The 23,546-nt window shown below is 60.2% G+C and carries 19 protein-coding genes; 7 read left to right on the top strand and 12 right to left on the bottom strand.

Annotated elements, in window-relative coordinates:
• Nucleotides 1–2 precede the first annotated feature (2 nt).
• The 4 genes from FJU08_RS04415 to FJU08_RS04400 all read right to left on the bottom strand — a co-directional run bounded on the left by FJU08_RS04415 (nt 3) and on the right by FJU08_RS04400 (nt 3,718).
• The gene (locus FJU08_RS04415; RefSeq protein WP_141147767.1) at nt 3–767 is read right to left on the bottom strand and encodes an ABC transporter ATP-binding protein; all 765 of its coding nucleotides are present in this window, start codon (nt 765–767) and stop codon (nt 3–5) included.
• Nucleotides 751–1,626, bottom strand: coding sequence for a branched-chain amino acid ABC transporter permease (locus FJU08_RS04410; protein ID WP_141147766.1), 876 nt, complete (start codon nt 1,624–1,626; stop codon nt 751–753). The genes FJU08_RS04415 and FJU08_RS04410 overlap by 17 nt, the downstream gene beginning before the upstream one ends.
• A 3-nt stretch (nt 1,627–1,629) precedes the next feature.
• Nucleotides 1,630–2,514, bottom strand: coding sequence for a branched-chain amino acid ABC transporter permease (locus tag FJU08_RS04405; protein ID WP_181409745.1), 885 nt, complete (start codon nt 2,512–2,514; stop codon nt 1,630–1,632).
• Nucleotides 2,515–2,599: 85 nt separating this feature from the next.
• Nucleotides 2,600–3,718: an ABC transporter substrate-binding protein gene (locus FJU08_RS04400; RefSeq protein ID WP_141147764.1), complete on the bottom strand. Its 1,119-nt coding sequence runs from the start codon at nt 3,716–3,718 to the stop codon at nt 2,600–2,602.
• A gap of 349 nt (nt 3,719–4,067) precedes the next feature.
• Here FJU08_RS04400 and FJU08_RS04395 point away from each other — a divergent pair, with 349 nt between their 5' ends.
• Nucleotides 4,068–5,012, top strand: coding sequence for a nucleoside hydrolase (locus tag FJU08_RS04395; protein WP_141147763.1), 945 nt, complete (start codon nt 4,068–4,070; stop codon nt 5,010–5,012).
• Nucleotides 5,013–5,121: 109 nt separating this feature from the next.
• Here FJU08_RS04395 and cofD read toward each other — a convergent pair whose 3' ends face one another.
• From cofD to FJU08_RS04355, 8 genes are all read right to left on the bottom strand, one after another.
• The gene (gene cofD / locus FJU08_RS04390; RefSeq protein WP_141147762.1) at nt 5,122–6,132 is read right to left on the bottom strand and encodes a 2-phospho-L-lactate transferase; all 1,011 of its coding nucleotides are present in this window, start codon (nt 6,130–6,132) and stop codon (nt 5,122–5,124) included.
• Nucleotides 6,129–7,304 carry a M24 family metallopeptidase gene (locus FJU08_RS04385; protein WP_141147761.1) on the bottom strand — a complete coding sequence of 392 codons (1,176 nt, stop codon included), beginning with the start codon at nt 7,302–7,304 and terminating at the stop codon, nt 6,129–6,131. Before FJU08_RS04385 ends, cofD begins: the two co-directional genes overlap by 4 nt.
• Before the next feature lie 4 nt (nt 7,305–7,308).
• Entirely contained in the window at nt 7,309–8,226 is a 918-nt protein-coding gene (locus FJU08_RS04380) for an LLM class F420-dependent oxidoreductase (RefSeq protein WP_141147760.1), read from the bottom strand.
• A gap of 132 nt (nt 8,227–8,358) precedes the next feature.
• Nucleotides 8,359–9,123 (bottom strand): coenzyme F420-0:L-glutamate ligase, encoded by a 765-nt coding sequence (cofE, locus tag FJU08_RS04375; protein ID WP_141147759.1) that lies wholly within the window; start codon nt 9,121–9,123, stop codon nt 8,359–8,361.
• 30 nt (nt 9,124–9,153) lie between these two features.
• On the bottom strand, nt 9,154–12,276 hold the full coding sequence (cofH, locus tag FJU08_RS04370; RefSeq protein WP_181409744.1) for a 5-amino-6-(D-ribitylamino)uracil--L-tyrosine 4-hydroxyphenyl transferase CofH: 3,123 nt from the start codon (nt 12,274–12,276) through the stop codon (nt 9,154–9,156).
• A 44-nt stretch (nt 12,277–12,320) separates the two neighbouring features.
• Nucleotides 12,321–13,325, bottom strand: a complete 1,005-nt coding sequence (gene fgd / locus FJU08_RS04365) for a glucose-6-phosphate dehydrogenase (coenzyme-F420) (protein WP_141147757.1) — start codon at nt 13,323–13,325, stop codon at nt 12,321–12,323.
• A 129-nt stretch (nt 13,326–13,454) separates the two neighbouring features.
• Nucleotides 13,455–14,633 carry a cystathionine gamma-synthase family protein gene (locus FJU08_RS04360; RefSeq protein WP_141147756.1) on the bottom strand — a complete coding sequence of 393 codons (1,179 nt, stop codon included), beginning with the start codon at nt 14,631–14,633 and terminating at the stop codon, nt 13,455–13,457.
• A gap of 230 nt (nt 14,634–14,863) precedes the next feature.
• Nucleotides 14,864–15,946: an ABC transporter substrate-binding protein gene (locus tag FJU08_RS04355; protein WP_181409743.1), complete on the bottom strand. Its 1,083-nt coding sequence runs from the start codon at nt 15,944–15,946 to the stop codon at nt 14,864–14,866.
• A gap of 410 nt (nt 15,947–16,356) precedes the next feature.
• Here FJU08_RS04355 and FJU08_RS04350 point away from each other — a divergent pair, with 410 nt between their 5' ends.
• Genes FJU08_RS04350 through FJU08_RS04325 form a run of 6 tightly spaced genes read left to right on the top strand, consistent with a single transcriptional unit; the run spans nt 16,357 to nt 23,544 of the window.
• Complete coding sequence (locus FJU08_RS04350; RefSeq protein ID WP_141147754.1) at nt 16,357–17,238, top strand: branched-chain amino acid ABC transporter permease; 882 nt, start codon at nt 16,357–16,359, stop codon at nt 17,236–17,238.
• Nucleotides 17,235–18,182 (top strand): branched-chain amino acid ABC transporter permease, encoded by a 948-nt coding sequence (locus tag FJU08_RS04345; RefSeq protein WP_141147753.1) that lies wholly within the window; start codon nt 17,235–17,237, stop codon nt 18,180–18,182. Before FJU08_RS04350 ends, FJU08_RS04345 begins: the two co-directional genes overlap by 4 nt.
• Nucleotides 18,179–18,961 (top strand): ABC transporter ATP-binding protein, encoded by a 783-nt coding sequence (locus FJU08_RS04340; protein WP_141147752.1) that lies wholly within the window; start codon nt 18,179–18,181, stop codon nt 18,959–18,961. The genes FJU08_RS04345 and FJU08_RS04340 overlap by 4 nt, the downstream gene beginning before the upstream one ends.
• Nucleotides 18,945–19,679: an ABC transporter ATP-binding protein gene (locus FJU08_RS04335; protein ID WP_235890576.1), complete on the top strand. Its 735-nt coding sequence runs from the start codon at nt 18,945–18,947 to the stop codon at nt 19,677–19,679. The genes FJU08_RS04340 and FJU08_RS04335 overlap by 17 nt, the downstream gene beginning before the upstream one ends.
• The gene (locus FJU08_RS04330; protein ID WP_141147751.1) at nt 19,676–21,757 is read left to right on the top strand and encodes a hydantoinase/oxoprolinase family protein; all 2,082 of its coding nucleotides are present in this window, start codon (nt 19,676–19,678) and stop codon (nt 21,755–21,757) included. The genes FJU08_RS04335 and FJU08_RS04330 overlap by 4 nt, the downstream gene beginning before the upstream one ends.
• Nucleotides 21,757–23,544, top strand: coding sequence for a hydantoinase B/oxoprolinase family protein (locus FJU08_RS04325; RefSeq protein ID WP_141147750.1), 1,788 nt, complete (start codon nt 21,757–21,759; stop codon nt 23,542–23,544). The genes FJU08_RS04330 and FJU08_RS04325 overlap by 1 nt, the downstream gene beginning before the upstream one ends.
• Nucleotides 23,545–23,546: the final 2 nt, after the last annotated feature.

The raw sequence follows: 23,546 nt of genomic DNA, 5'->3' as shown, positions 1-23,546 counted from the left end.
GTCTACTCCTGTTCGGCCGGCTGGCCGAGATAGGACCGGATCACCTGCTCATTGGCGCGGATTTCAGCCGGTGTGCCAAAGGCAATCACTTCGCCGGCATCCAGCACATAGGCGCGGTCGCAGACATTGGCGATCATTTCCATATTATGCTCGATCAGGATCACCGTGCGGCCTTCCGCCTTCAGGGATTTCAGAAAGTCCACCTGCTGGGCGATCAGCACCGGATTGACGCCCGCTGCCGGTTCATCGAGCAGAAGCACGGCGGGATCGGCCATCAGCAGCATGCCCATGGTGAGCAGCTTTTGTTGGCCACCGGAAAGGCTGCCGGCCGGATCATTGGCCTTCAGGTCCATGCCGAGCCGTTTCAGGATCGCCCATGCCCGTTTCGTGGCGGTTCTTTCCTGTGCCGCCACCCGGCCCGGACGCAGGAACAGATCGAAGATGTTTTCACCCGCATGGTTGGGCTCACCGGCCAGCATGTTCTGGAACACGCTCAGCCGTCGGGCCAGGCGCGGCACCTGAAAGGTGCGGCCGATACCACGGGCGGCGACCTCCTCTGGCTTTCCGAGCGGCAGCGGATTGCGGTCAAGCGTCACGCTGCCATGATCGGGCACATAGACACCGCTGATGACGTTCAGAAGCGTCGATTTGCCCGAGCCGTTGGGGCCGATCAGCCCGGTAATGCTGCCGGGCGCCGCTTCGATGCTGACGTCGTTCAGGGCCTTGAAGCCACCGAAGGCCAGGCTGATATCAGTCGCCTTCAGCATGGTGGACCTCCTTCTTTTCCGGGATCAGGCCCTGCGGCCGGTAGATGAACATCACCACCAGGATCAGGCCAAAGGCGGCAAGCCGCAGATTGGCTATCAGATCCGGCGGCAGATCGACCCAGCCGGCGACGAAACGCGAGGAAACGCCGATCAGCTGGACGATGACAGCGCCGATGATGACACCGATATTGCGGCCCGGCCCGCCAAGGATGACCGTTGTCCAGATGATGAAAGTCTCCGTGACGGTAAAGCTTGTCGGCGCCACATAGCCGGCGAAATGACCGTAGACGACACCGGCCGCCGCTGCCATCATCCAGGACAGCATCGAGACCAGCGCATGATAGCGTGCCGGATCGCGCCCGAGCGTTGAGGCCAGCATTTCGTCCTCACGCAGCACCCGCAGCATGCGGCCAAGCGGCGAACCGCTCAGGCGCTGGGCGAAGAGATAGGAAAAGACGAGCAGGCCAAGGGCGACGCCAAGGGCGATCTTCGGATCGGAAAAGCGCGGCACGTTGATGCCGTCCGCACCACCGGCAAAAGACGGCGTGTTCTGCATGGTCAGCCGGAAAAGTTCGGCTGCCCCCAGCGTGATCAGTGCCCAGTAATCCTGCGACAGGCGTTTCGCCGGCAGGATGACAAGCAGCGAGATGATGGGTGCGATGACAAGTGCGGCGATCGTGCCGGCCCACCAGGCATAACCCATCGAGGCGGCAATGCCAGCTGAATAGCAACCGAGTGCGAAGGGCAGGATCTGGCCGAAATTGACCAGGCCTGTCATGCCGAACTGGATGTTGAGACTGATGGCAAGCACCGCCCATATGGCAATGACGGTGGTGCAATAGATCGTAAAATCAAGCATTTATCACCTCGTCGCCGTTGATTTCGAGCCAGAGCGGAACAACAGCATGATCACCAGCGCCAAAACGGCGACATAGTCGCGGAACTGCGTCGGGATATGCCAGGGTGATCCGCCAAACAGGCTGCCGAAATCGAACCAGATCAGGAAATTCTGTGCGAAAGAGAGCACGATCGCGCCCAGCACTGCGCCGAAGACATTGGACATGCCGCCAATGGTCACGGCGGCGAAGACCGGCAGCAGGATCAGAAGATCAAGGCTCGGCTGCAGCCGCGTCTGCATCGCCATCAGCGAACCGCCGATGGCCGCCAGCGCACCGGCGAGAAACCACATCAGCCGGATCAGCTTTTCACCGGGAATGCCGCGGGTGACCGCCAGTTCCCAGTTGCTGGCAAGTGCGCGGAGCGCCGAACCGATCCGGGTGCGGTAGAGATAGGCATGCAGCGCCACCATCAGCACGATCGTCGCCGCAACAATGGTGAAATCAAGCGAGGTGAAGACGGTCTTGTGCCAGACGATTACCTTGGTATCGACGTTGAAGGTCTGGGCGGAGCCGCCCCAGATCGCCGCCACCATGGAGCGGATGAACAGCGCCACGCCCCAGGAAACGATCATCTTGCCTTCCGGCGAGATGTCGCGGATGCGCGAAAAGACCAGCATATCGATGAGAATGGCGATGAAACCGGTGGCAATCGCCGAGGCGAAGATCGCCAGCGGCAGCGGAAAATGCGCCAGCGTTGAAAAGGCGTGGCAAAGATAGCCGCCGACGACCGCCAGCTGGATATGGGCGAAATTGGCAAAGCGAAGGATCGAATAGCACAGCGATACGCCAACGGCGATCACGGCGATCTCACTCGCATAAACGATGGAATTGACGAGAACCTGAAGCACAGCAAACCCTTGATCCGCCGGGGCGGCGGCAGGTGAAAGGAAGCGCTGGCTGCCCGTAGCGGCAGCCAGCGCGTCTTTTTTAAGATCAGTTACGATGACCGGTGGTCACGAACTTCCCGTCTTCATAGGTGATGACGTCGATCGGCGGGTCGATGCGCTGACCGCGATCATCCCAGACGATGGTGCCGGTCGCACCCTGATAGTCCTTGACCACTTCCGGCAGCGCCTTGGCAATATCGGCAGGCTCGGTGCCGGACTTTTCCATGGCCTTGGCGAGCACCATCAGCGCGTCATAGCCGTAATAGATGTGGGCGAGCACGTCTTCATCGCCATATTTCGCCTTGTATTCGGCCAGCACCTTCTCGCCGACACCCTGGCCGTAGCCGCCATTGTCGACACCGGTCAGCTTGCCGTTCATCCATTCCGGGTTTTCAACGTCGAGGATCGAGGGATAGGCGGCATACCAGGGAGCATCGATGCCGAGTTCGCGCATGTTGCGGAATACGGTGCGGCTGTCATCGCCGTAGCCGGTGGCAATGATGGCGCCGACATCGTCGCCGACCAGAACCTGCACATCGGCGCGGTAATCGGGCTGGCCTTCGGTATAGGCGATCTTTTCGACAACCTTACCGCCCCTGGCTTCGAACTCGGCGGTTGCCGCATCGGCAACGCCAAGACCGAAAGCATTGTTGGGAACGACGACAGCGGCGGTCTTGATGCCGGCATCGGCAATCATGTCACCAAGATCCTTGGAGACAATGTCGTCAAGCGGCAGGATGGAAAACAGCGTGCCGGGATATTCACCGAGCTTGGGCGAGGACGAAGAGGTGTTGATCAGGATCTTGCCCTGTTCCTTGGCCATCTGCGCAACCGGGATCATCAGGCTGGAACCGCCGAACATGATGGCGGCGGGAACCTTGTCGACGGTGTAGAGCTTGGTCGCGGCGTTGAGCGCTTCCTGGGCGCGATATTCGGAATCCTCCACGATCAGCTTGACCGGATGGCCGTTAATGCCGCCGGCGGCGTTGATGTCATCGGCTGCAAGTTCAACGCCACGGCTCATCTGCAGGCTGGTCTTGACGTCGGGACCGGTCAGATTGGCAATCACGCCGATTTCGATCGGCGCCTCTTCCGCACGGACAGAGGTCTGGAGGCCGGCGGCGGTCACAACGGCCGCAAGCGTCAGGGGGATCCATTTTCTCATATTGCTTGTTCTCTCTCTGGAATTTGAATTTATAGTTGTTTTTATTGTCGTTTTTACGCGAGGACAGGCGCTGTCCCGGCTGATTGAAAGCCTAGAAGCGGGTTTGCGGAAAAACAATCACCGAGGCAAAGCGGTTTCCGAATAAGTTTCGGGATCCGGCCGAAGTTTCGGAGATGATCCCGCCAGACTGTGTTTTATAAGGCCTCATGAGGGCCTTTCCTGCGGCAAAGGCCAGTATCCTCCCGCAGGCCATCCGGTTTCCCCCAAAGGAGTTTCGGTCGTTCCGGATTTTTGCCTCCGGCGGGGGCGAAGGAACGGCTGGGACAAACGATTTTTGAGAGAGCATGTCATGACCCCGCGCAAAATCATCATTGATACCGATCCCGGCCAGGACGACGCCTTTGCCATCTTGCTGGCGCTCGGATCGCCTGAGGAGCTGGAGGTCGTCGGTGTCACCTCCGTTGCCGGAAACGTGCCTCTGTCGCGCACCACCCGCAATGCCCAGCAGGTGCTGGCGCTTGCCGGCCGCTCTGATATTCCCGTCTATCCCGGCTGTGCGCGGCCGATGGTGAAAAAGCTGTTCACCGCCGAATATGTCCATGGCGACAGCGGCCTTGATGGCTGCGAATTGCCGGAGCCAACCGCGCCCTTGGGAGACCGGCATGGCGTCGATTTCATCATCGATACGCTGATGGCGTCAGAGGACGGCGAGATCACGCTGTGTCCGCTGGGGCCGATGACCAATATCGCCATGGCCATGGTCAAGGAACCGGCCATTGTGCCGAAGATCCGCGAGATCGTTTTCATGGGCGGCGGCTTCTTCGAGGGCGGGAATACGACACCGGCGGCTGAATTCAACATTTTCGTCGATCCCCATGCCGCCCATGTCGTGTTCACCTCTGGCGTTGCGCTGACCATGGTGCCGATCGACTGCACCTACAAGGCGGTGATGACGCCCGCCTGGCTGGAGACGCTGCGTGCCGTCGGCACCAATACGGCGATCCAGGCCGCCGGCATGGCCGCGTTTTACCAGGAATGGGGCAATCAGAAATTCGGAACGGATGAATATCCGCTGCATGACCCCTGCGTGATCGGCTATCTGCTGCGGCCCGATCTATTTGGCGGCAAGAACTGCTATGTGACGATCGAGATCTCATCGCCGATGACCATCGGCATGACGGTTGTCGACTGGTGGAATGTCACCAAGCAGGCACCCAATTGCATGGTTCTGCGCGAACTGAACAACCCGCCTTTTTACGATCTGATGCTGGAGCGCCTCGGCCGCTTGCCTTAGAGCGCCGTGCGTCCTTTGGGACGCACCAGGACGCTCTAACTTATTGAATCTGCGCATCGTTCTTTTCGAAAATCGATTCCGATTTTCGAGCCGATGCGCTAAGGCGGCTTCAGCGCGCGCTTACTGCCTGTTCCAGCTTCAGCGATCGGGCGAAGTCGATCACAGTGCGGGCCAGCCGTTCGCGGTCCTTGAGGCTGTCCATTACCGTGCCTGTCACGGCCACGCGCACGGTCAGCGACAGGATGTCGGCGGCATCGGCATTGTCGACGATCAGGCCGTCAATCAGGCTGGTATAGTGCTGGGCAATGGAGGAGACCGTTGTCGGCACCCTCAGTTCCTGCATGATCTTTGCCGTCGGTCCCTTGATCGCCCGGCCGCCGACAATGGGGGCAACGGCAATCACCGGGGCTGGCGCCATCGACAGCGCGTCGCGCAGGCCGGGCAGCGCCAGGATCGGATCAATGCTCAGATAAGGGTTGGACGGGCAGATGACGATGGCCGTCAGCTCCGGGTCGGCGAGCGCCTTGATGAAGGCGGGATGCGGTCTTGCGGCATTGATGCCGGAAAAGCGGATGCTGCGGATTTCCGGTTCGCATTGGCGGCCGACGAAATAGCGCTGGAACGGCAATTCGCCTTCGGAGGTGTCGACCATGGTGCGCACGGGATCGTCGCTCATCGGCAGAAGTTTCGCCCGGATACCGAGTTCGCGGGCGAAATCGGCGGTAATGGTGGAAAGCTTTTCGCCAGCCTTCATCTTCGCCGTTCGCAGCACATGGGTGGCCATGTCCTGATCGCCGAGATTGAACCAGGTCTCGCCGCCAAGCCGGCCAAGACCGGTCATGAAATTCCAGCTCTCATCCTTCAGGCCCCAGCCGCGCTGGGTGTCGTTGAGGCCGGAAAGCGTGTAGGTCACGGTGTCGATATCCGGTGAGACATGCAGGCCCAGATGCTCGAAATCATCGCCGGTATTGATGGCGACCGTCAGGTGGTCCTGCTTCAGGATGCGATAGAAGCCGAGCGCCAGCTTGGCGCCGCCAACGCCGCCACAGATCGCCAGAACTTTGGCGTTGAGAGGTGCCGGTATGTCTTCGGTCAGGGCTTTGTCTGCAGCATCGCTCATGGCTTGATCGTCAGTTCCCGTGGAAAGGAGGTCAGGATTTCGGGTGCTCCGGTCTTCCGGATACACAAGGTTTCGCTCAGTTCATAGCCCCAGTCATCCATCCACATGCCAAGGATCATGTGGAAGCACATATTGGGTTCCAGTACCGTCATGTCGCCCTCGCGCAGGCTTGCGGTGCGCTCGCCCCAGTCAGGCGGGTAGTTGAGGCCGATCGAATAGCCGATGCGTGAGGACTTTTCATAGCCGGCCTTGGCAATCACCTGGCGCCAGGCCGCTTCGACATCATGACAGGTGACACCGGCGCGTGCGGCGTCAAGCGCCGTCTCAAGCCCCTCGGCCACCACACCGGCCATGCGATGAAGGGCGTCGGGCGGATCACCCATATAAAGCGTGCGGGCGAGTGCGGCGTGATAGCGCGCATGGCAGCCGCCAAGCTCGAGATAGGCGATGCTGTCTGTCTGATAAGGGTCGCCCGACCAGGTGAGATGCGGGGCGGCGGTCTTGGCGCCGCTTGGCACTGCGGCGAGGGCGGCCGGGTAGTCTCCCCAGAAATCGTCTGTGCCGCGGAACTGGGCAGCGGTGATCTCGGCTACGGCATCGCATTCGCGCACACCGGGACGGATCGCCTGAATGCCGGCTTCCATCGCCTTCGAGACGATCTGCCCGGCGCCGCGCATCAGCGCGACTTCAGCATCCGATTTCACCAGCCTGACCCAGCTGACGAGCCCCTCGGTATCGCCGATCGTTGCGGCGGGAAGGGCAGATGACAGGGTCAGATAGTCCTTGGCGGTAAAGTAGAAGGCATCAAGATCGATACCGATCCGGGCGCGTGCAAGCCCCTGTCCGGCGATCACTTCAGCGAGAAAGGAGGCGGGATGGCGCGCGGAGCTATCAACATAGTTTTCCGGATAGGGACGGATTGCGCTGTCGGACAGGAAACTTGTCAGCCGGGCGCCGGGGGCATCCATGGCTCGGCCGATCCATAAGGGTTCGGCGCTGTCGAGATCGAGCAGCACATATTGGTGGACATAGAAGGACCAGCCATCATAGCCGGTCAGATAGTTGATGCTGGCCGGATCGGCAGCAATCAGCGCATCGAAACCCTTCTCCCGCATGCGGTCACGAACGCGGGCGATCCGGGCCTGATATTCGGATGAGGCAAAGACCGGCATCGGCTCAGAAATAGTCCTTCATCGCGGCGTGGAAACGGCGGATTGCGTCGATATGCTCTTCCGGGTGGGCAAGTCCGTCCATCTCGGCCTTGTTCCAGCGCTTTTCTTCCTCAACCCAACGTTCCGGCATGGTGTTGACGGTGATGTGGGTGGCGCCGATGGCACGCCATTCCTCGATTTCCTCGCGCAGTTCGGCATAGGAACGGTCGATGATCGTCAGCGTTGCCTCAATGCCGATCGCGTCGGGGTCGCGGCCTGCGGCTTTGGCGAGCTCCTTCATCTGGGCAATGCCACGCCTGCCGGTGTCGTCGGCCTGGAAATTCGGCAGCCAGCCATCGCCGATCGTGGCAACGCGTTTGATTGCGGCATCGGAGACGCCGCCGATCCAGATCGGGATCGGCCGCTGGACCGGCAACGGATTGATGCCGCCATCCTCGATACGGTGATATTTGCCTTCATAGGTGATGAGGTCGGCGCACCAGAGCTTGCGCAACACGTCGATCTGCTCGTCCATGCGTTTGCCGCGGCCACGGAATTCGCGCTCGCAGGCTTCGAATTCCTCGGGCTTGACGCCGACGCCGACACCGAGACGCAGACGGCCACCGCTGAGGAGATCAACTTCGGCGGCCTGTTTGGCAACGAGCGCCGTGCCCCGCATCGGCAGCACCAGCACGCCGGTGACGAGCTCGATCTTCTTGGTCACGGCGGCAAGATAGCCGTAAAGCACGAAAAGCTCGTGGAACATGTCTTCGGCATCATGAACATAGGTCCAGTCCGGCCGGCTATGTTTGTTCAGCCCGATGATCTGGTCGAAGGCGGTCAGGTGGGTATAGCCGAGTTCATCGGCGATCACGGCAAAGTCGCGAATATCCTTCGGATTGGTTCCGATTTCGAATTGGGGAAACAGGGCGCCGATTTTCATGCTTGCGTTCCACTTCTGACAGGCTTTTTCTGATTGTGCCGTCAGATTAGCCGAAGCAGAAGGGCATTGTTATCGCCCGAAGGCAGGGCTTGCCGGAATTTTGTTCCGGCAGCATTGCGCCCTGCCGGATTTTTATCGGAACAGGTCCTGCCCGGCGGGGCGCTGCAGGGTCGATGCCGGATTGGCGTCTGCCTGCCAGGAAAGCCCGCTGATCAAGACCGCAGGCCGTCCTTCTGCAGCCTGCCCCATCAACAGCGAGGCGGCAGCCGCGATTTCGTCGCCAAAGGCGATTTCGGTATGCTGCAATGGTGTGCCGAACAGGTCGGGCTCTCCGCGCATATCGATGAGCGCCGGCAATCCGGCAGCGCCGATCGCTGTGCCAGCCGTGCCGCGCCGCCAGGGCCTGCCGAAGGAATCGTTGATCAGTACGGCAATCGCCATGCCGAAATGGTCCGACAGCGCCGTGCGCAGCCGCGCAGCGCTCGCGTCCGGATCGAGCGGCAGCAAAAGCGCGATTTCCTCGGCATTTTCGGCGACATTCGAGCGGTCGATCCCGGCATTGGCCATGATCAGCCCGTTGCGGTTTTCGACGATCAGCAGGTTGGGGCCGGTGCGCACCACCCGGCGGCTTTCGCCGAGGATCAGCTCGACCATGCGCGCATCCTTGCCGATCGCAGCGGCAAGCTCTTGCGCCTGCGGGCCTGGGGTCACATCGCACAGTTTGACAGCGCGGCCTTCCGCCTTGGAGACGATTTTCTGTGCCAGAACCAGCACGTCGCCGGCTTTGGGCTCAAGCTTGTCTTCTGCCATGGCGGCAATCAGCAGCGCGGCGAGGTCATCGCCCTTTTTGATCAAAGGAAGACCATCGATTGGGGTGAGGGTGAGGGGCGTGCTCATGCGGAATGCCGATCAAACGGTTGCGGAAGGTCAGCGGTCATATTTCGATGCCAGTGTATTGATGGACGGCTCCAGCGGCGGCGCCTGGAAAGCGCGCTGCATGCGGCTTTCGGGCGCCGTTTCGTAAAGCGTGTTGCGCAGCCGCGGCGTGCGGCCGAGCGCGCGGATCATCTCGACAAATTCGTGCGGCGCCATTTCCTGGCCGTGAACGGCACCTGCTGACCGGGTGATGGTTTCTTCCATCAGCGTGCCGCCGGCATCATTGGCGCCCGCCGTCAGACAATCGGACAGACCTTCCGCGCCGAGCTTGACCCAGGAGGCCTGGATATTGGTGAGGACCGGGTTGAGCGCCAGCCGTGCGACGGCATGCATCAGCATCGCCTCGCGATAGGTCGGACCCAGACGCGAGCGGTTCTTCAGATAGATCGGCGTTTCCATCGGCACGAAGGGCAGGCCGACAAATTCGGTAAAGCCGCCGGTTTTCTCCTGGATTTCGCGCACGCGCAGAATATGCCGCGCCCAGTGCACCGGCCGGTCGATATGGCCGAACATGATGGTGGCGGTGGTGCGGATACCGGCCATGTGGGCGGCTTCCACCACCTCCATCCATTGGGCGGTGTTGATCTTGTCGGGGCAGAGATCGCGCCGCACCTCGTCATCAAGGATTTCCGCGGCCGTTCCGGGCATGGAGCTTAGGCCCGCTTCCTTCAGTGCGACGAGGAAATCAGGTACGGAAAGGCCCAGCGTTTCTGCGCCCTGCCACACTTCCAGCGGCGAGAAGGCGTGAATATGCATGGCGGGCTCGGCCTTGCGGATCGTCTCGCAGATGTCGAGATAGGTTTGGCCGGTATATTCGGGATGAATGCCACCCTGCAGGCAAACCTCGGTGCCGCCGCGATGCCAGGCTTCGACGACCCGGCGGCGGATCTCTTCCAGTGGCAGATTATAGGGGCGGCCGCGCAGGTTCTCGCTCATCTTGCCCTTGGAGAAGGCGCAGAACTGGCACTTGAAATAGCAGATATTGGTGTAGTTGATGTTGCGGGTGACGACATAGGAAACATCATCGCCGCAAATCGCCTCGCGCAGTTCATCGGCTTTGGCCCGGACGAATTCATATTCTCCACCGCGTGCGGCAAACAGCCGGACGATTTCGTCTTCCGACAGGCGCTTTCCGGCAAAGGCGCGGTCGATGATGGCGTGAAGCGTGTCATTGGCGCGCATGGCCGGGGGCTTTGCAAAAAGCGTTGGCGGCTGCGTGCCCGATCCTGCAATCCAGTTATCCGGCCGGGCGTAACCCTCGCTGTCCTGATGGCGCAAAAGCGCGCCGTGAAGGCCGGCATCGAGCCAGCGGGCCGCATCAAGCGCATAAGGCGGATAGGCGGCGAGCCGCTCGGTCAGGATCTTGCCCGCCTTTTCGGTCTCCCGCTCCAGCGCCATGATCTGCGGCCAGGGCGCTTCCGGGTTCACATGGTCGGGCGTCACCGGGGAAATGCCGCCCCAGTCGTTGATGCCGGCATTGATCAGGGCTGCCAGTTCTTCAGGCCGCAGGTTGGGCGGCGACTGGATATTCATCGTTGGGCCAAAAATCAGCCGCGCCATGGCGATTGTCCAGACCTGCTCGTCAAGATCCGGTTCCGGGGCATTGGCCATCTTGGTGTCGGCCTTGGCGCGGAAATTCTGGATGATGATTTCCTGAATGTGGCCGCCGTGATTTTCGTGGATATCGCGCAAAGCCAGCAGAGATTCGATCCGCTCCTGACGGGTTTCACCGATTCCGATCAGAATGCCGGAGGTGAAGGGAATTGCGGCAGCACCTGCTTGCCGCATCATCTGCAGGCGCGGAGCGGGCAGTTTGTCGGGGGAGCCGAAATGCGGGCCGCCGCGCTCCGACAGCCGCGTCGAGACGGTTTCCAGCATGATGCCCTGCGAAACCGAAACCTTGCGCAGTCGGGCGATTTCGTCCGCCGTCATCACCCCGCCATTGACATGCGGCAGCAGGCCCGTTTCCTTCAGCACCATCGCCGCCATGGCTTCGATGTAGGAAACCGTATCGGCATAGCCGAGTTCTGCAAGCTGCTCGCGCGCGGCGCGGTAGCGAAGCTCCGGCTTGTCGCCGAGCGTGAACAGGGCTTCCTTGCAGCCAGCGCGCTTGCCGGCCTCGGCCACCGCCAGAACCTCGGCCGGTGTCATGAAAGCGCTTTCGCCCTTTTTCGGCGGATGGGCAAAGGTGCAGTAATGGCAGACATCGCGACACAGATGCGTCAGCGGAATGAATACCTTGCGAGAGAAGGTGACGATATCGCCATGGCCTGCATCGCGCAGTGTCCGGGCCGCTTCGGTGAGCGGGACGAGATCGTCGAAATCGAGAAGTGCAAGCGCTTCGTCATCGGTGATACGGGCACCGCTGGCTGTCCTGTCGAGGATATCTTCACGGGTGATCGTCATGGTCTTTTCCCTTCGGGAGATGGCATCCGTCTCTGACCCGAAGGGGCGGCGGATGTTCTTGTTGTTGGTGGTCAGTCCGTCATGTTCCAGCACATCGAATACGGCGCGGCTTTGCGGTCCCAGCCGGAGCTGCGCCACGGCGGCGAGATCTTCAGGACGGTCGAGGTCGAAGCCGATGGTCTCAAGTTCAAGGCTCTGAACGGCAAGGCCGGCCTTTTGTGCGGCCTTGCGATGCCGATCAAAGCTCGCCGGGCCGAAGCAGAAGGAAAGCGTATCAGCCGGTGTTACCATCAGCGCATTGGTGCCGTCCTTTATCCGGTCCGGCACAAGTGTGAGGCAGGGAGCCTCACCATGAGCAGCGATCAATCTGCGAATATCGTCAGCGGCAAGGGCAGGCAGATCGCCCGGCACAAGCAGCATGGTCCTGTCGGGGCCGAGAAACCTTGCTGCAGCTTCAGTTGCGGCATTATAGCCGTTGAGGCCGGGTTCTAGCAGCACCGCGGCACCAGAGGCGCGCGCAAGGCGGGCCACCGAAGGATCTTCGGTGACCACCAGAACAGCATCAATTTCCGCAATCTGCGTGAGAACGGCAAGAACGTCGCCCGCCATGGCTCTGGCGAGCCTGGCCCGCAGATCCGGCGGCAAAATGTCTGCAAGCCGGGATTTGGCTACGCTGAACGATTTGACCGGAACCACCGCTGTGATCATGCCTTGCCTGTCCCTGTTCATAGCCGCATGTCCTGCGGTTTGTCTCAGCAAAATTCCCTGCGCAGGCGTGGCAGCACGTCCCTGGCATAGAGCGTGAGGAAGCGTTCCTGATCGAAACCCGGTGCGTGAAAGACCAGATGCCTGAAGCCCATCTCGACATAGGGGCGGATGCGCTCGACATGGACTTCGGGGTCGTTCGAGACGATCCAGCGGCTGGCAACACGTTCGATCGGCAGCCGGTCAGCGAGGTCTTCCATGGCCTGCGGGTTTTCGACAGACATCTTCTCTTCCGGGGAAAGCGCAAGAGCGGCCCAGAAGCGCGTGTCTTCCAGCGCCTGTTCCTGACTTTCGTCAAAGGATACCTTCATCTCGATCATCTTGTCGAGCGCGTCGGGGTTGCGCTTTTCCATCGCCATGCCTTCTGCGACCTTGGGCAGAAGCGTGTCGAGATAAAGCGAGGGCGCCTTGCCGGAGGTGCAGATGAAGCCATCGGCAAAGCGGCCGGCATAGCGGCTGATCATCGGCCCGGCGCCCGCGACATAGATCGGCACCATCTTTTCCGGGCGGTCGTAAATGGTGGCATTTTCGGTGCGGTAATAGTCGCCTTCAAAGGAGACACGCTCCTCGCGCCACAATTGCCGCATCAGGCGGACCGATTCGCGCAGCCGGGCAAAACGTTCCTTGCCGTCCGGCCATTCGACGCAGGTCGCCGGGACTTCGTTTAGGGATTCGCCGGTGCCAATACCGAGAATGATGCGTTCGGGAAACATGGAGCCGAGCGTGGCAAAGGCCTGGGCAACAACGGAAGGGTGGTAGCGGAAGGTCGGCGTCAGCACGCTGGTGCCCATCTTGATGCGCGAGGTCGATGCACCCAAGGCACCAAGAAAGGCCATGGAGAACGGCGCGTGACCGCCCGTGTGACGCCAGGGCTGGAAATGGTCGCTGATGAAAACGGAATCAAAACCTGCCTTTTCGGCAGCAACGCCGAAGCGCAGAAGATCGGAAGGGGAAAACTGCTCGGCCGAGGCCTTGTAGCCAAATGTAAGCATCAATCATGGTCCTTGCTGAGGGCGGATTGCCGCCCTTAGTGATCATCGGCCATCCGGTGGCAATCGCCATCCGGACGGCAGTCATGTGTCGTTTCCCCTGAATTGGACGCGCTTATCGCGCGTCCCGCGTCACAAGAGGGAAAGCGCGTGTTGAAGATCCGCGATCAGGTCATCGGCATCTTCGATGCCGACAGAATAGCGGATCAGTCCTTCGGGAATGCCGGCGGCGGCGCGTTCTTCGGCCGTCAGCTCGACATGGCTTGTGGTTTTTGGCGGGCCGGCCAGCGTGCCGACGGAGCCGAGGCTGGCCGCCTTGTGGGCGTAGCGCAGATTTTCCAGCACGGTGACCACCGGCTCAAAGCCGCCCTTCAGCGAAAAGCTCATCATACCGCCAAAGCCGCCGGTCATCTGCTTCTTGGCCGTTTCATGGCCCGGATGGTCCGGCAGGCCGGGATAGAAGACCTGATCGACCTTGGGATGGGCGGCAAGGAAGGTGGCAACCTTCATGGCATTTTCATTGTGCCTGTTGATGCGCAGATCAAGCGTCTTCATGCCGCGCAGGATCATGTAGGCCGATTGCGCGTGCAGTGTTGCGCCGGTGATCTCGCGATAGTGATAGATGGCGTCGATCAGGTCTTGCCGTCCGGTCACCAGTCCGCCCATCACATCGGAATGGCCGTTCAGATATTTGGTGGCGCTATAGACGACGAGATCGGCGCCGAGCGACAGCGGCTTCTGGTTGACCGGCGTGGCAAAGGTGTTGTCGACGATCACGATGGCACCCACGGCATGGGCGGCTTTCGCCAGCCGTTCGATATCGACCACCTTCAGCGTCGGATTGGTCGGGCTTTCGAGATAAAGCACCTTGCAGCCCTTGGCGACTTCGGCCTCGATCTGATCGAAATCGGAGGTATCGCAGAGGCTGACCGCGACATTCATGCGCGGCAGAAATTCGATGAACACCTTGTTGGCGCCGCCATAGGTGTCCTTGATCGCGACAACGCGGTCGCCGGCGGCAAGAAGCGCAAACAGCGTGTTGCTGATCGCCGCCATGCCGGTGGAGAAGCTCGTGGCATCATCGCCGCCATCCAGAAGGCGGATCTTGTTTTCCAGCACGCGTACGGTGGGATTGGTGTTGCGTGAGTAAATATGGCCCGGCTTCTTGCCAAGCGCCACGTCAAACCATTCGTTCATGTCCTCATAGCCGAAGGCTACGGAATTGAAGACCGGTGTGCAGATGGCGCCCTCGGCGAAGAGATCTTCCTCGCCGGCCCAGACGGACGCCGTTCCCATGCTGGAATTTTGCATTGCAGTTCTATCCTTTCAATGACGTTCCACCCCAAACGTCGAAAGACCGGGTGGCACTCACTGCAATCTAGGACCAATCGGCGCGCTGTTTTTTTCCGTTGCACCGTGAGTTGAGGATATTTTTCCGGTATCGCCGCGAAAAGCCGATGTTTCACCGAAGGGCTTGGCAAGCATGGTTTACGCGGAATTCGGGGAAGGGGCGGGCGATACCCGCCCCCTTGATCTCGGATTTACTTGACGTCGGCGAGTTCGAGGATATCGACGGCGCGGTCTTTCACGCCCTGAATGACGACAACCTTGCCGGCCTGATTGTGGTCGTCGAAGGTGACTTCCTTGCCGAGAACATTGGTGAACTTGATGTTCTGCAGTGCATCACGAATGGCCGCGGGGTCGGCGCTGCCGGCCTCTTCGATCGCCTGGGCGATGATGCGCACGGAATCATAGCCAGCCCAGGTCTGCAGCACCGGCTTCATGTCGTGATCTGCCTCGATGTTCTTGACGAAGGCATCATTGAGCTCGCTGTGGATTTCTGCCGAATAGGACCAGGCTGAAACCGAGCCTTCCATGCCGCCTGCCTCGATGATCTGCATGTTTTCACCGCCCAGTTCCGCACGGCCCGTATAGGGGATGGCAAGGCCGAGCTGCATGGCGTTGCGCAGCATGTTCAGCTGGTCGCCGCCAAGCTGAAACAGCGCGATCGCGTCGGGCTTTTCACGGGCAACGCGGGTCAGAACCGGGGTAAAGTCCGGGGTCTGCTGCGGCACGAAATCAGTCGACAGGATCTCGATTCCGGCATCCTTTGCCAGCGGTTCGAAGGAGGTGGCGCCGCCGCGGCCGAAATCTGAGTCTTCGGCAATGATCGCGACCTTCTTGAAATCACTCTTTTCACCGAGATAGCCGACCAGCGTTTCCATCATCGCCTGGTCGGAGGGGTTGATGCGGAAGGCCCACTTATTGCCGCCGACGCCGGAAAGCTCGGTGATCTTGGGGCTGGAAGCAACGCCGGAAACCATCGGGATGCCGGCCTCTTCGATGATCGGCATGGTGGCGAGGCCAGCGGTCGAGCAATGGGCGCCGATAATGGCGACAACCTTGGCCTCGACCAGACGGTTGGCAACGTTGACGGCGTCCGAAGGATTGCAGCGATTATCCATCGGCAGCACTTCGATCTGCTCGCCAAGGACGCCGCCCTTTTCGTTGATTTCCTTCACCGCCAGATCAATGCCCCATTTTTCACGCTCGGCCGCCATGGCAGCCGGGCCGGTATAGGGATTTGAGATGCCGATGACGATATTTTCGGCATTTGCAACCATAGGCGTGCCTAAAATTGCGGCTGCAAACATTGTAGCTGATAGTATTTTCATCTGTTCCTCTTATCGGGACAAGTACAAATTGCGTATATCAGGGCAGTGAATGCAATTTGTGAGGTCCACTCTGATTTTTATATTGACATGATGTCGACGAGCACACAATGTATGCATACAAACAGATGCGCAAGTGATTTTTTCATTCTTTTTGGATCTAAGTAATCCTTTTAATATTTCAGAGAATGTCTGTAATATTTGGAGTGAACATGGCAGTTTTGTTTTTGGTGCGATGCCCAAAGCCCAAGTTCAAATTCGCCGATCAACTCGCGAAATCAAAAAATGCCGGCCGGAACTGATCTTTGTCAGGTCCGGACCTGGCGGGCAGGAGCGGGAATGGCTGCAGCGACGGAGAGAAAATGGACTATCACTACTTGTTTCAGATAACAGCCAACGGGCTGGTGATGGGGCTGATCTATGCCCTCATTGCCGTCGGTCTGGCGCTGCTTTTCGGCGTACTTGGCATCGTCAATTTCGCGCATGGCGAATTTCTTCTGGTCGGTGCCTATGGCATGGTTTTCGCGCTGCCGCTCTTCGGTCTTTCCTATGTTCCGGGGCTTGCCGTCGCTGTCGTCGGGGCGCTGATCTTCGGCCTCATTCTTTATGAGGCCTTTCTGTCGAAGATCGGTCCGGGCGAGTTTGAACGCTCGATCCTGATCACCATGGCGCTGTCGATCATCATCCTGAACGGCATTCAGTATTTCTTCACCGCTACGCCGCGTATGGTTGAAACCCAGTTCGGTTTTGCCGGTGTCGATATTGGCGGGATCCGCATCGCCTGGACCCGCATTGCTGCCGGCATTGTTGCGATCCTCTCCTTTGCCGGGCTGATTACGGTGCTGAATTTCACCCAGTTCGGCCGTGCCATGCGGGCGGTGGCGCAAAACCGTGAGGCGGCGCTGATGGTCGGCATAAGGCCACGCCGTGTCGGGCGCAATTCGGTATTGCTGGCGGCAGCCCTTTGCGGGCTTGCCGGTGCCGCGATCGCGCCGATCCAGCTGGTGCAGCCCTATCTCGGGCAGACGCTGGTGTTCAAGGCGCTTGCCATCATCATCATTGGCGGCATGGGTTCCATTCCGGGAGCTGCCGTCGCGGCGATCTGCCTTGGGGTTCTGGAAAGCTGGGTTGGCGGCTTCTTTGATGTCATCTGGCAGGAAGCGGCGGGTTTCATCGTCATGATTGCCGTTTTGATGCTGCGTCCCAATGGTCTGTTTTCGCGCGGCGGGGTGCGGGTCGGATGAAAAAATCTCTTCCCATTCTTGCCGTCGGCGTGGTTGTAGCGCTGGCGCCGGTGCTGGGTGCGTCCAGCTATATTCTCGGCGTCGGCGTTCTGGTCTTCGCCTATCTCGTTTCGGCCATGTCGCTCAACATCATCTATGGTCTGCTCGGTCTGCTGTCGCTTGCCCATGTCGCTTTCTGGGGCATTGGCGGTTATGTAGCGGTCATTGCCGTGGTTGATCACGGGGTCAGCTTCTGGCTGGCCGTGCCGCTTGCAGGTCTTGCGGCTGGTCTTCTGTCCATTCTGGTCGGCTATCCGGCTCTGCGGCTCAATCGCCATTCCTTCGTTGTCGTGACGCTGAGCCTGACCCTTCTTGCCACGCTCGTATCGCGGGACTGGATGGGGGTCACCCGCGGTCCGATGGGCATTCCGGGGCTTCCCGCGCCGAATTTCTTCGGCATCAGCCTCAATGGCCCGCTCGGCTTTTATTATCTCTCCTTCGCCTTTGCCGCTGTGTCGCTGGGGCTGATGTATATCTTCTTCACCTCGCGGCTGGCCGGCACCATGCGTGCCATCTGCCAGAGCGAGGATCTGGCCCGCTCGCAGGGCATCAATCCGACGCCTTACAAGCTGCTGGGTTTCTTTCTATCCGCCTTCTTCACCGCCATGGCGGGCGGCATCTATGCCTTCCATATGCGTGTCATCGATCCGCTGATCTTCGATTTCTACTTCATGCAGGCCTTCCTCATCATCGTGATCGTCGGCGGACGGGGCAGCTTTACCGGCGTGCTGATTTCCGGTGCCGTCATGGCCATCCTGCCGGAAGTGCTGCGCTTTTCGGTCGATCTCAGAATGATCCTTTACGGCGTCATCCTGCTTGTCTTCGTTTTGAAGCTGCCGGAAGGCCTGGCTGGGTGGGTGCGCCGGCGCCATGAGGAAAAGATGCGAGTGGAGCTGCGCCAATGACCAACGAAACCAAGGCGCCGGGTCTGCTGACGGTTAGCGCCCTTCACAAGAGCTTTGCCGGTGTGCATGCGGTTGAAGACATGTCCTTCGATGTGCCGCATAACACGATCACCGGCATTATCGGGCCGAATGGCTCGGGCAAGAGCACGACGATCGATTGCCTGTCCGGCTTTCAGAAGCCCGATTCCGGTTCGGTTATTCTCGACGGCACAGATATTACCGGGCTTCCGGCGGAAGCCATTGCCAAGGCCGGGCTGATCCGCACCTTCCAGACCGTGCGCATCTATGAGCAGATGACGCTGAAGGAAAACCTGCTTCAGGCCATGCGGCCGTTCCAGAAGGTCAACTGGCTTGATGATTTCCTGCGCACGCCGGCCATGCGCCGGGCCGTCGAGGAAGCCATGGTCCGTGCCAATGAGCTGACCGACATGATCGGCCTCAGACGCTATTTCGACGCGCCGACCGGCATTCTGTCCTATGGCCAGAAAAAGCTTGTGGCGCTGGCCGCTGGGCTGATGGTGCGGCCCAAGCTTTTGATCCTTGACGAGCCGGTGGCGGGCGTCAATCCAAGCCGCATCCGCGAGATCGAGGAGGTTATTCTCAACCTTCACGCTGCCGGTGAAAGCTTCGTCATTGTCGAGCACAATGTCGAATTCGTCATGCGGCTCAGTGAACGCGTCGTCGTTTTCGTCAACGGGACGAAGATGACCGAGGGTGATCCGGCAACGGTTCAAAACGACCAGCGCGTATTGGAGGCCTATCTTGGAAACGCTTCTTGAACTGAAAGACCTTTCTGCCGGTTATGGCGGAAAGGCGATTGTCCACAGCGTTTCCTTCGCGCTTCAAAAGGGTTCCATCACCACGCTGGTCGGCGGCAATGGTGCCGGAAAATCGACGCTGATGCGGGCGATTTACGGCTCCTGCGATCACCTGGGCGGCTCGGTCGTCTTCAAGGGGCAGGCAATCGAGAAAGCGGATCCGTTCGACCGGCATCGCATGGGCATCGGCTTCGTGCCGCAGGGGCGCTGCAATTTCGCCGAGATGACGGTGTCGGAAAATCTGAAGATGGGTTGCTACACGCTGCCCGCCCGCGAACATGCAAAGCGCATCGAGCGCATGCTGGAAGCCTTTCCGGTGCTCAAGCGCAAGTTTCGCCTGAAGGCCGGTAATATGTCGGGCGGCGAACAGCAGATCCTTGAAACGGCGATGGTGCTGCTGGCCGAACCCTCCATGCTGCTGCTGGATGAACCTTCGCTCGGCCTGTCGCCAAAGACGCAGGGCGAAGTCTTTGACATGGTGCGCGAAATTTCCGCGCGCGGCGTTACCGTGCTGATCGTCGAGCAGAATGTCCACGGCGCATTGCTGATTTCCGATACGGCGATCGTGCTCGAAATGGGACGCAAATTTCTTGAAGGGCCTGCCGCTGATGTGCGCAACGACCCGAATATTCGCCACGCCTATCTGGGTGGCAACATCACGAAGGACATAAGCGAATGACTGCAAAGGCGCGGCTGGCCGTCGATATCGGCGGCACATTCACCGACCTTGCCCTGGAGGCAGGCGGCGAGCGGGTCACGACCAAGGTACTGACCACGCCACGCGCCCCTGAAGAGGGTGTGCTGACGGGTATTGATCAGATCCTGAAGAAAGCGGGACTTTCCGCCTCTGATCTTTCGATCATCATCCATGGTACCACGCTTGCCACCAATGCCATTATCGAGCGCAAGGGCGCGAAGACGGCGATGCTGGTGACCGAAGGGTTCCGCGATTCCATCGAAATGGCCTATGAGAACCGTTTCGAGCAATATGACATCATGATGGATCGCCCGCCCTCGCTGGTGCCGCGCCATCTGCGCTACGGCATTCGCGGGCGGATTGCGGCCGGGGGCCGCGAGATCGAAGCGCTGGACGAGGCGGCAATCCGCGCCGTCTGCGCGTCGCTTCGCGAAGAAGAGGTTGGCGCTGTCGCCATCTGCTTCCTTCACTCCTACGCCAATTCCGGCCATGAAGAACGTACCCGCGACATCATCGCCGAAGAGCTTCCTGACATTTCAATCACGCTTTCTTCCGAGGTTTGCCCGGAAATCCGTGAATATGAGCGTTGGTCGACCGCCACCGCCAATGCCTATATCCAGCCGGTCATGGCAAGCTATCTCAGCCGTCTGGTGATCGCACTTTCGAAGATGGGCGCCGATTGCCCCTTCTTCATGATCACCTCGGCTGGCGGGCTGACCGATGTCGATCTGGCGCGCCGTTTCCCGATCCGCCTTGTCGAAAGCGGTCCGGCCGGTGGCGCCATTCTGGCCGCCCATGTGGCCTCTGAATGTGCCTTTGACGATATCGTTTCCTTTGACATGGGCGGCACCACGGCCAAGATCTGCCTGATCGAGGACAGCCAGCCGCATTATTCCCGCTCCTTCGAGGTGGCGCGGCAATACCGTTTTCTGAAGGGATCCGGCCTGCCGATCCGCATTCCGGTGATCGATATGGTTGAGATCGGCGCCGGCGGCGGTTCGGTTGCCCGTGTGGACGAGATGGCGCGCATCCAGATCGGGCCGGACAGCATGGGCTCCGAACCGGGACCGGCCAGTTATGACCGCGGCGGTGACATGGCGACCGTGACGGATGGCAATGTCGTGCTTGGACGCATCGATCCGGATCACTTTGCCGGCGGCACCATCCCGATGAACAAGGCCAAGGCGGAAGCGGCGATCATGGCCCATGTCGGCGAACCGCTTGATCTCGAACTCTTCGATGCCGCACTCGGCATTTCCGAGGTCGTGGAAGAAAACATGGCCAATGCCTCGCGCGTTCATGCCGTCGAGCTTGGCCGCGATCTGAAGGGGCGCACCATGATCGCCTTTGGCGGGGCCGCCCCCCTTCATGCCGCACGGCTTGCCGAGAAGCTCGGCATTTCCCGCGTCGTCATTCCGGCCAGCGCCGGTGTTGGCTCGGCCGTCGGCTTCCTGCTGGCACCGATTGCCTTCGAGATCGCCCAGAGCCGCTATACCAGCCTTGATGCGACTTTCGATATTGCCGCCGTCAATGCATTGCGCGCAACGCTTTATGAAAAGGCACATACAATTGTGGCCCCCGGTGCCGGTGATCAGCCGCTGGTCGCCAGCTGGACGGCGGATATGCGCTATGCGGGCCAAGGCCACGAGATCACCGTCGATATTCCCGAAACACCGTTCGACGATGCTGCGGCAGAAACGCTCGAGGCGCTGTTCATCAAGGCCTATGTGGAAAAGTTCGGACGCTCCATTCCGGGTTTGAGTGTCGAGGTCAGCGGCTGGTCGCTCAGGCTGGCGACGGCGATGAAACCGGCAGAACAGGCCGCGTTCTCAACCACTCCTGTGCTGCTTGCCCCGCAAAAGACCCGGCAGGTGGCCGATCCCTTGAGCAATTCCATGGTTGAAGCCGGGGTCTTTGAACGGGCTGCACTGACCCCCGATGTCGTCGTCGACGGTCCGGCGATCATCGTCGAGGACGAGACCACCACGGTCGTGACGGCACGCTATCGCGCCCAGGTCAATTCGCTCGGCCACATCATTCTTGAACGGAAAGACGTCTAATGTCAGAGCATAATACTTTCTCGGTCATTCAGTTCCAGATCATGTGGGACCGGCTGATCTCGGTTGTTGAGGAACAGGCGCAGGCATTGATCCGGACCGGCTTTTCCACCTCCACCCGCGAAGCCGGCGATGTTTCGGCCGGTGTCTTCAATACGAAGGGGGAAATGCTGGCCCAGGCGGTGACCGGCACCCCCGGTCACGTCAATTCCATGGCGCGCGCCGTCGTTCACTTCCTCCATGACTTTCCCGTCGAGACGATGAAGCCGGGTGACAGTTTCATCACCAATGATCCATGGAAGGGAACCGGCCATCTGCATGACTTCACCGTGGTGACGCCGACCTTTTTCGGCGGCCAGGTGGTGGGCCTGTTCGCCTGCACCTGCCATGTGGTCGATGTCGGCGGGCGCGGCATGGGCCCCGATGCCCGGCAGGTCTATGAGGAAGGCATTCACGTGCCGCTCATGTATCTCGCCCGCGAGGGCACGGTGGATGCGACGCTGACCGCGCTGATCCGCACCAATGTGCGCGAGCCGGTTCAGGTCGTCGGCGATATCTATTCGCTGGCAGCCTGCAACGATATTGGCGGCAACCGTCTGATCGAGATGATGGAAGAGTTCGGCATCGATACGCTTGATGTCCTGGGCGAACATATCCTCGAAAAGACGAAAGTGGCGATGCTTGAAGCAATCGCCGCGGTTGAGCCCGGCACCTATTCGAACACGATGCGGGTTGACGGCTATGACCGGCCGATCGATCTCGTCGCGACGCTGACGATTGCCGATGATCACATCATCGTCGATTTCGACGGCACCTCGCCGCCGTCCTCCTTCGGCATCAATGTGCCGTTCTGCTATACGGAGGCCTATACCAGCTTCGGGGTGAAGTGCATTGTCGCGCCCAAGGTGCCGAACAATGCCGCGTCGCTGGCGCCGATCATCATCCGCACGCCGGAAAACTGCATCCTCAATGCCAAGCATCCGCTGCCGGTGGCCACCCGCCACATCACCGGGCAATTGCTGCCCGATGTCACCTTCGGCTGCCTGGCGCAGGCAAAAACCAAGACCGGCGAAAATCTGCCGGTTCCGGCAGAGGGCACATCATGTCTGTGGAACCTGTTTGCCATGGGCGGTCCCGGCCGGGTCGAAGCCAGTCCCGAAACGCTAGCGAAGGCCAAGACCTTCACCGTGATGAGTTTCCATTCCGGCGGGGCAGGTGCGCGCCCTGGAAAAGACGGGCTTTCAGCCACCGCCTTTCCCTCCGGTGTTCGCAACGTTCCCGTTGAAATCACCGAGGCCGGATCTCCGATCATCTTCCTGCGCAAGGAATATCGCGTCGATTCTGGTGGTGCCGGGCTTTATCGCGGCGGCCTTGGTCAGGTGATGGAGGTCAATACGCTGGACGAAGCCCCCTTCGCCATCAGTGCCAATTACGACCGTGTCGATTTCCCCCCGCGCGGCCGCGATGGCGGGCTGGATGGTGCAGCGGGCATTCTCAGCGTTTCCTCCGGCAAGAAAATGCGCGGCAAGGGTCAGCAGACAGTCCCCTACGGAGACCGACTCTTGATCGAGATGCCCGGCGGCGGCGGTATCGGTCACCCCTTCCTGCGTCCGGTCGAAAAGGTTCAGGACGATGTTGCCGAAGGACGTGTCTCGCTTGCTGCGGCCCGGCGTGATTATGGCGTGGTGCTCGATGAGGCTTTCGCCATCAACCATGAACAAACGGCGTTGCTGCGGCAGGCCATGATTGAAAAAGCGGGTCTTGCAGACACCGCCAACGAGGGAGAATAAGC

Origin of the sequence: Martelella alba (assembly GCF_006516955.1) — a bacterium.
GTDB lineage: Bacteria > Pseudomonadota > Alphaproteobacteria > Rhizobiales > Rhizobiaceae > Martelella > Martelella alba.
This window is presented reverse-complemented; position numbering and strand designations above follow the sequence as displayed.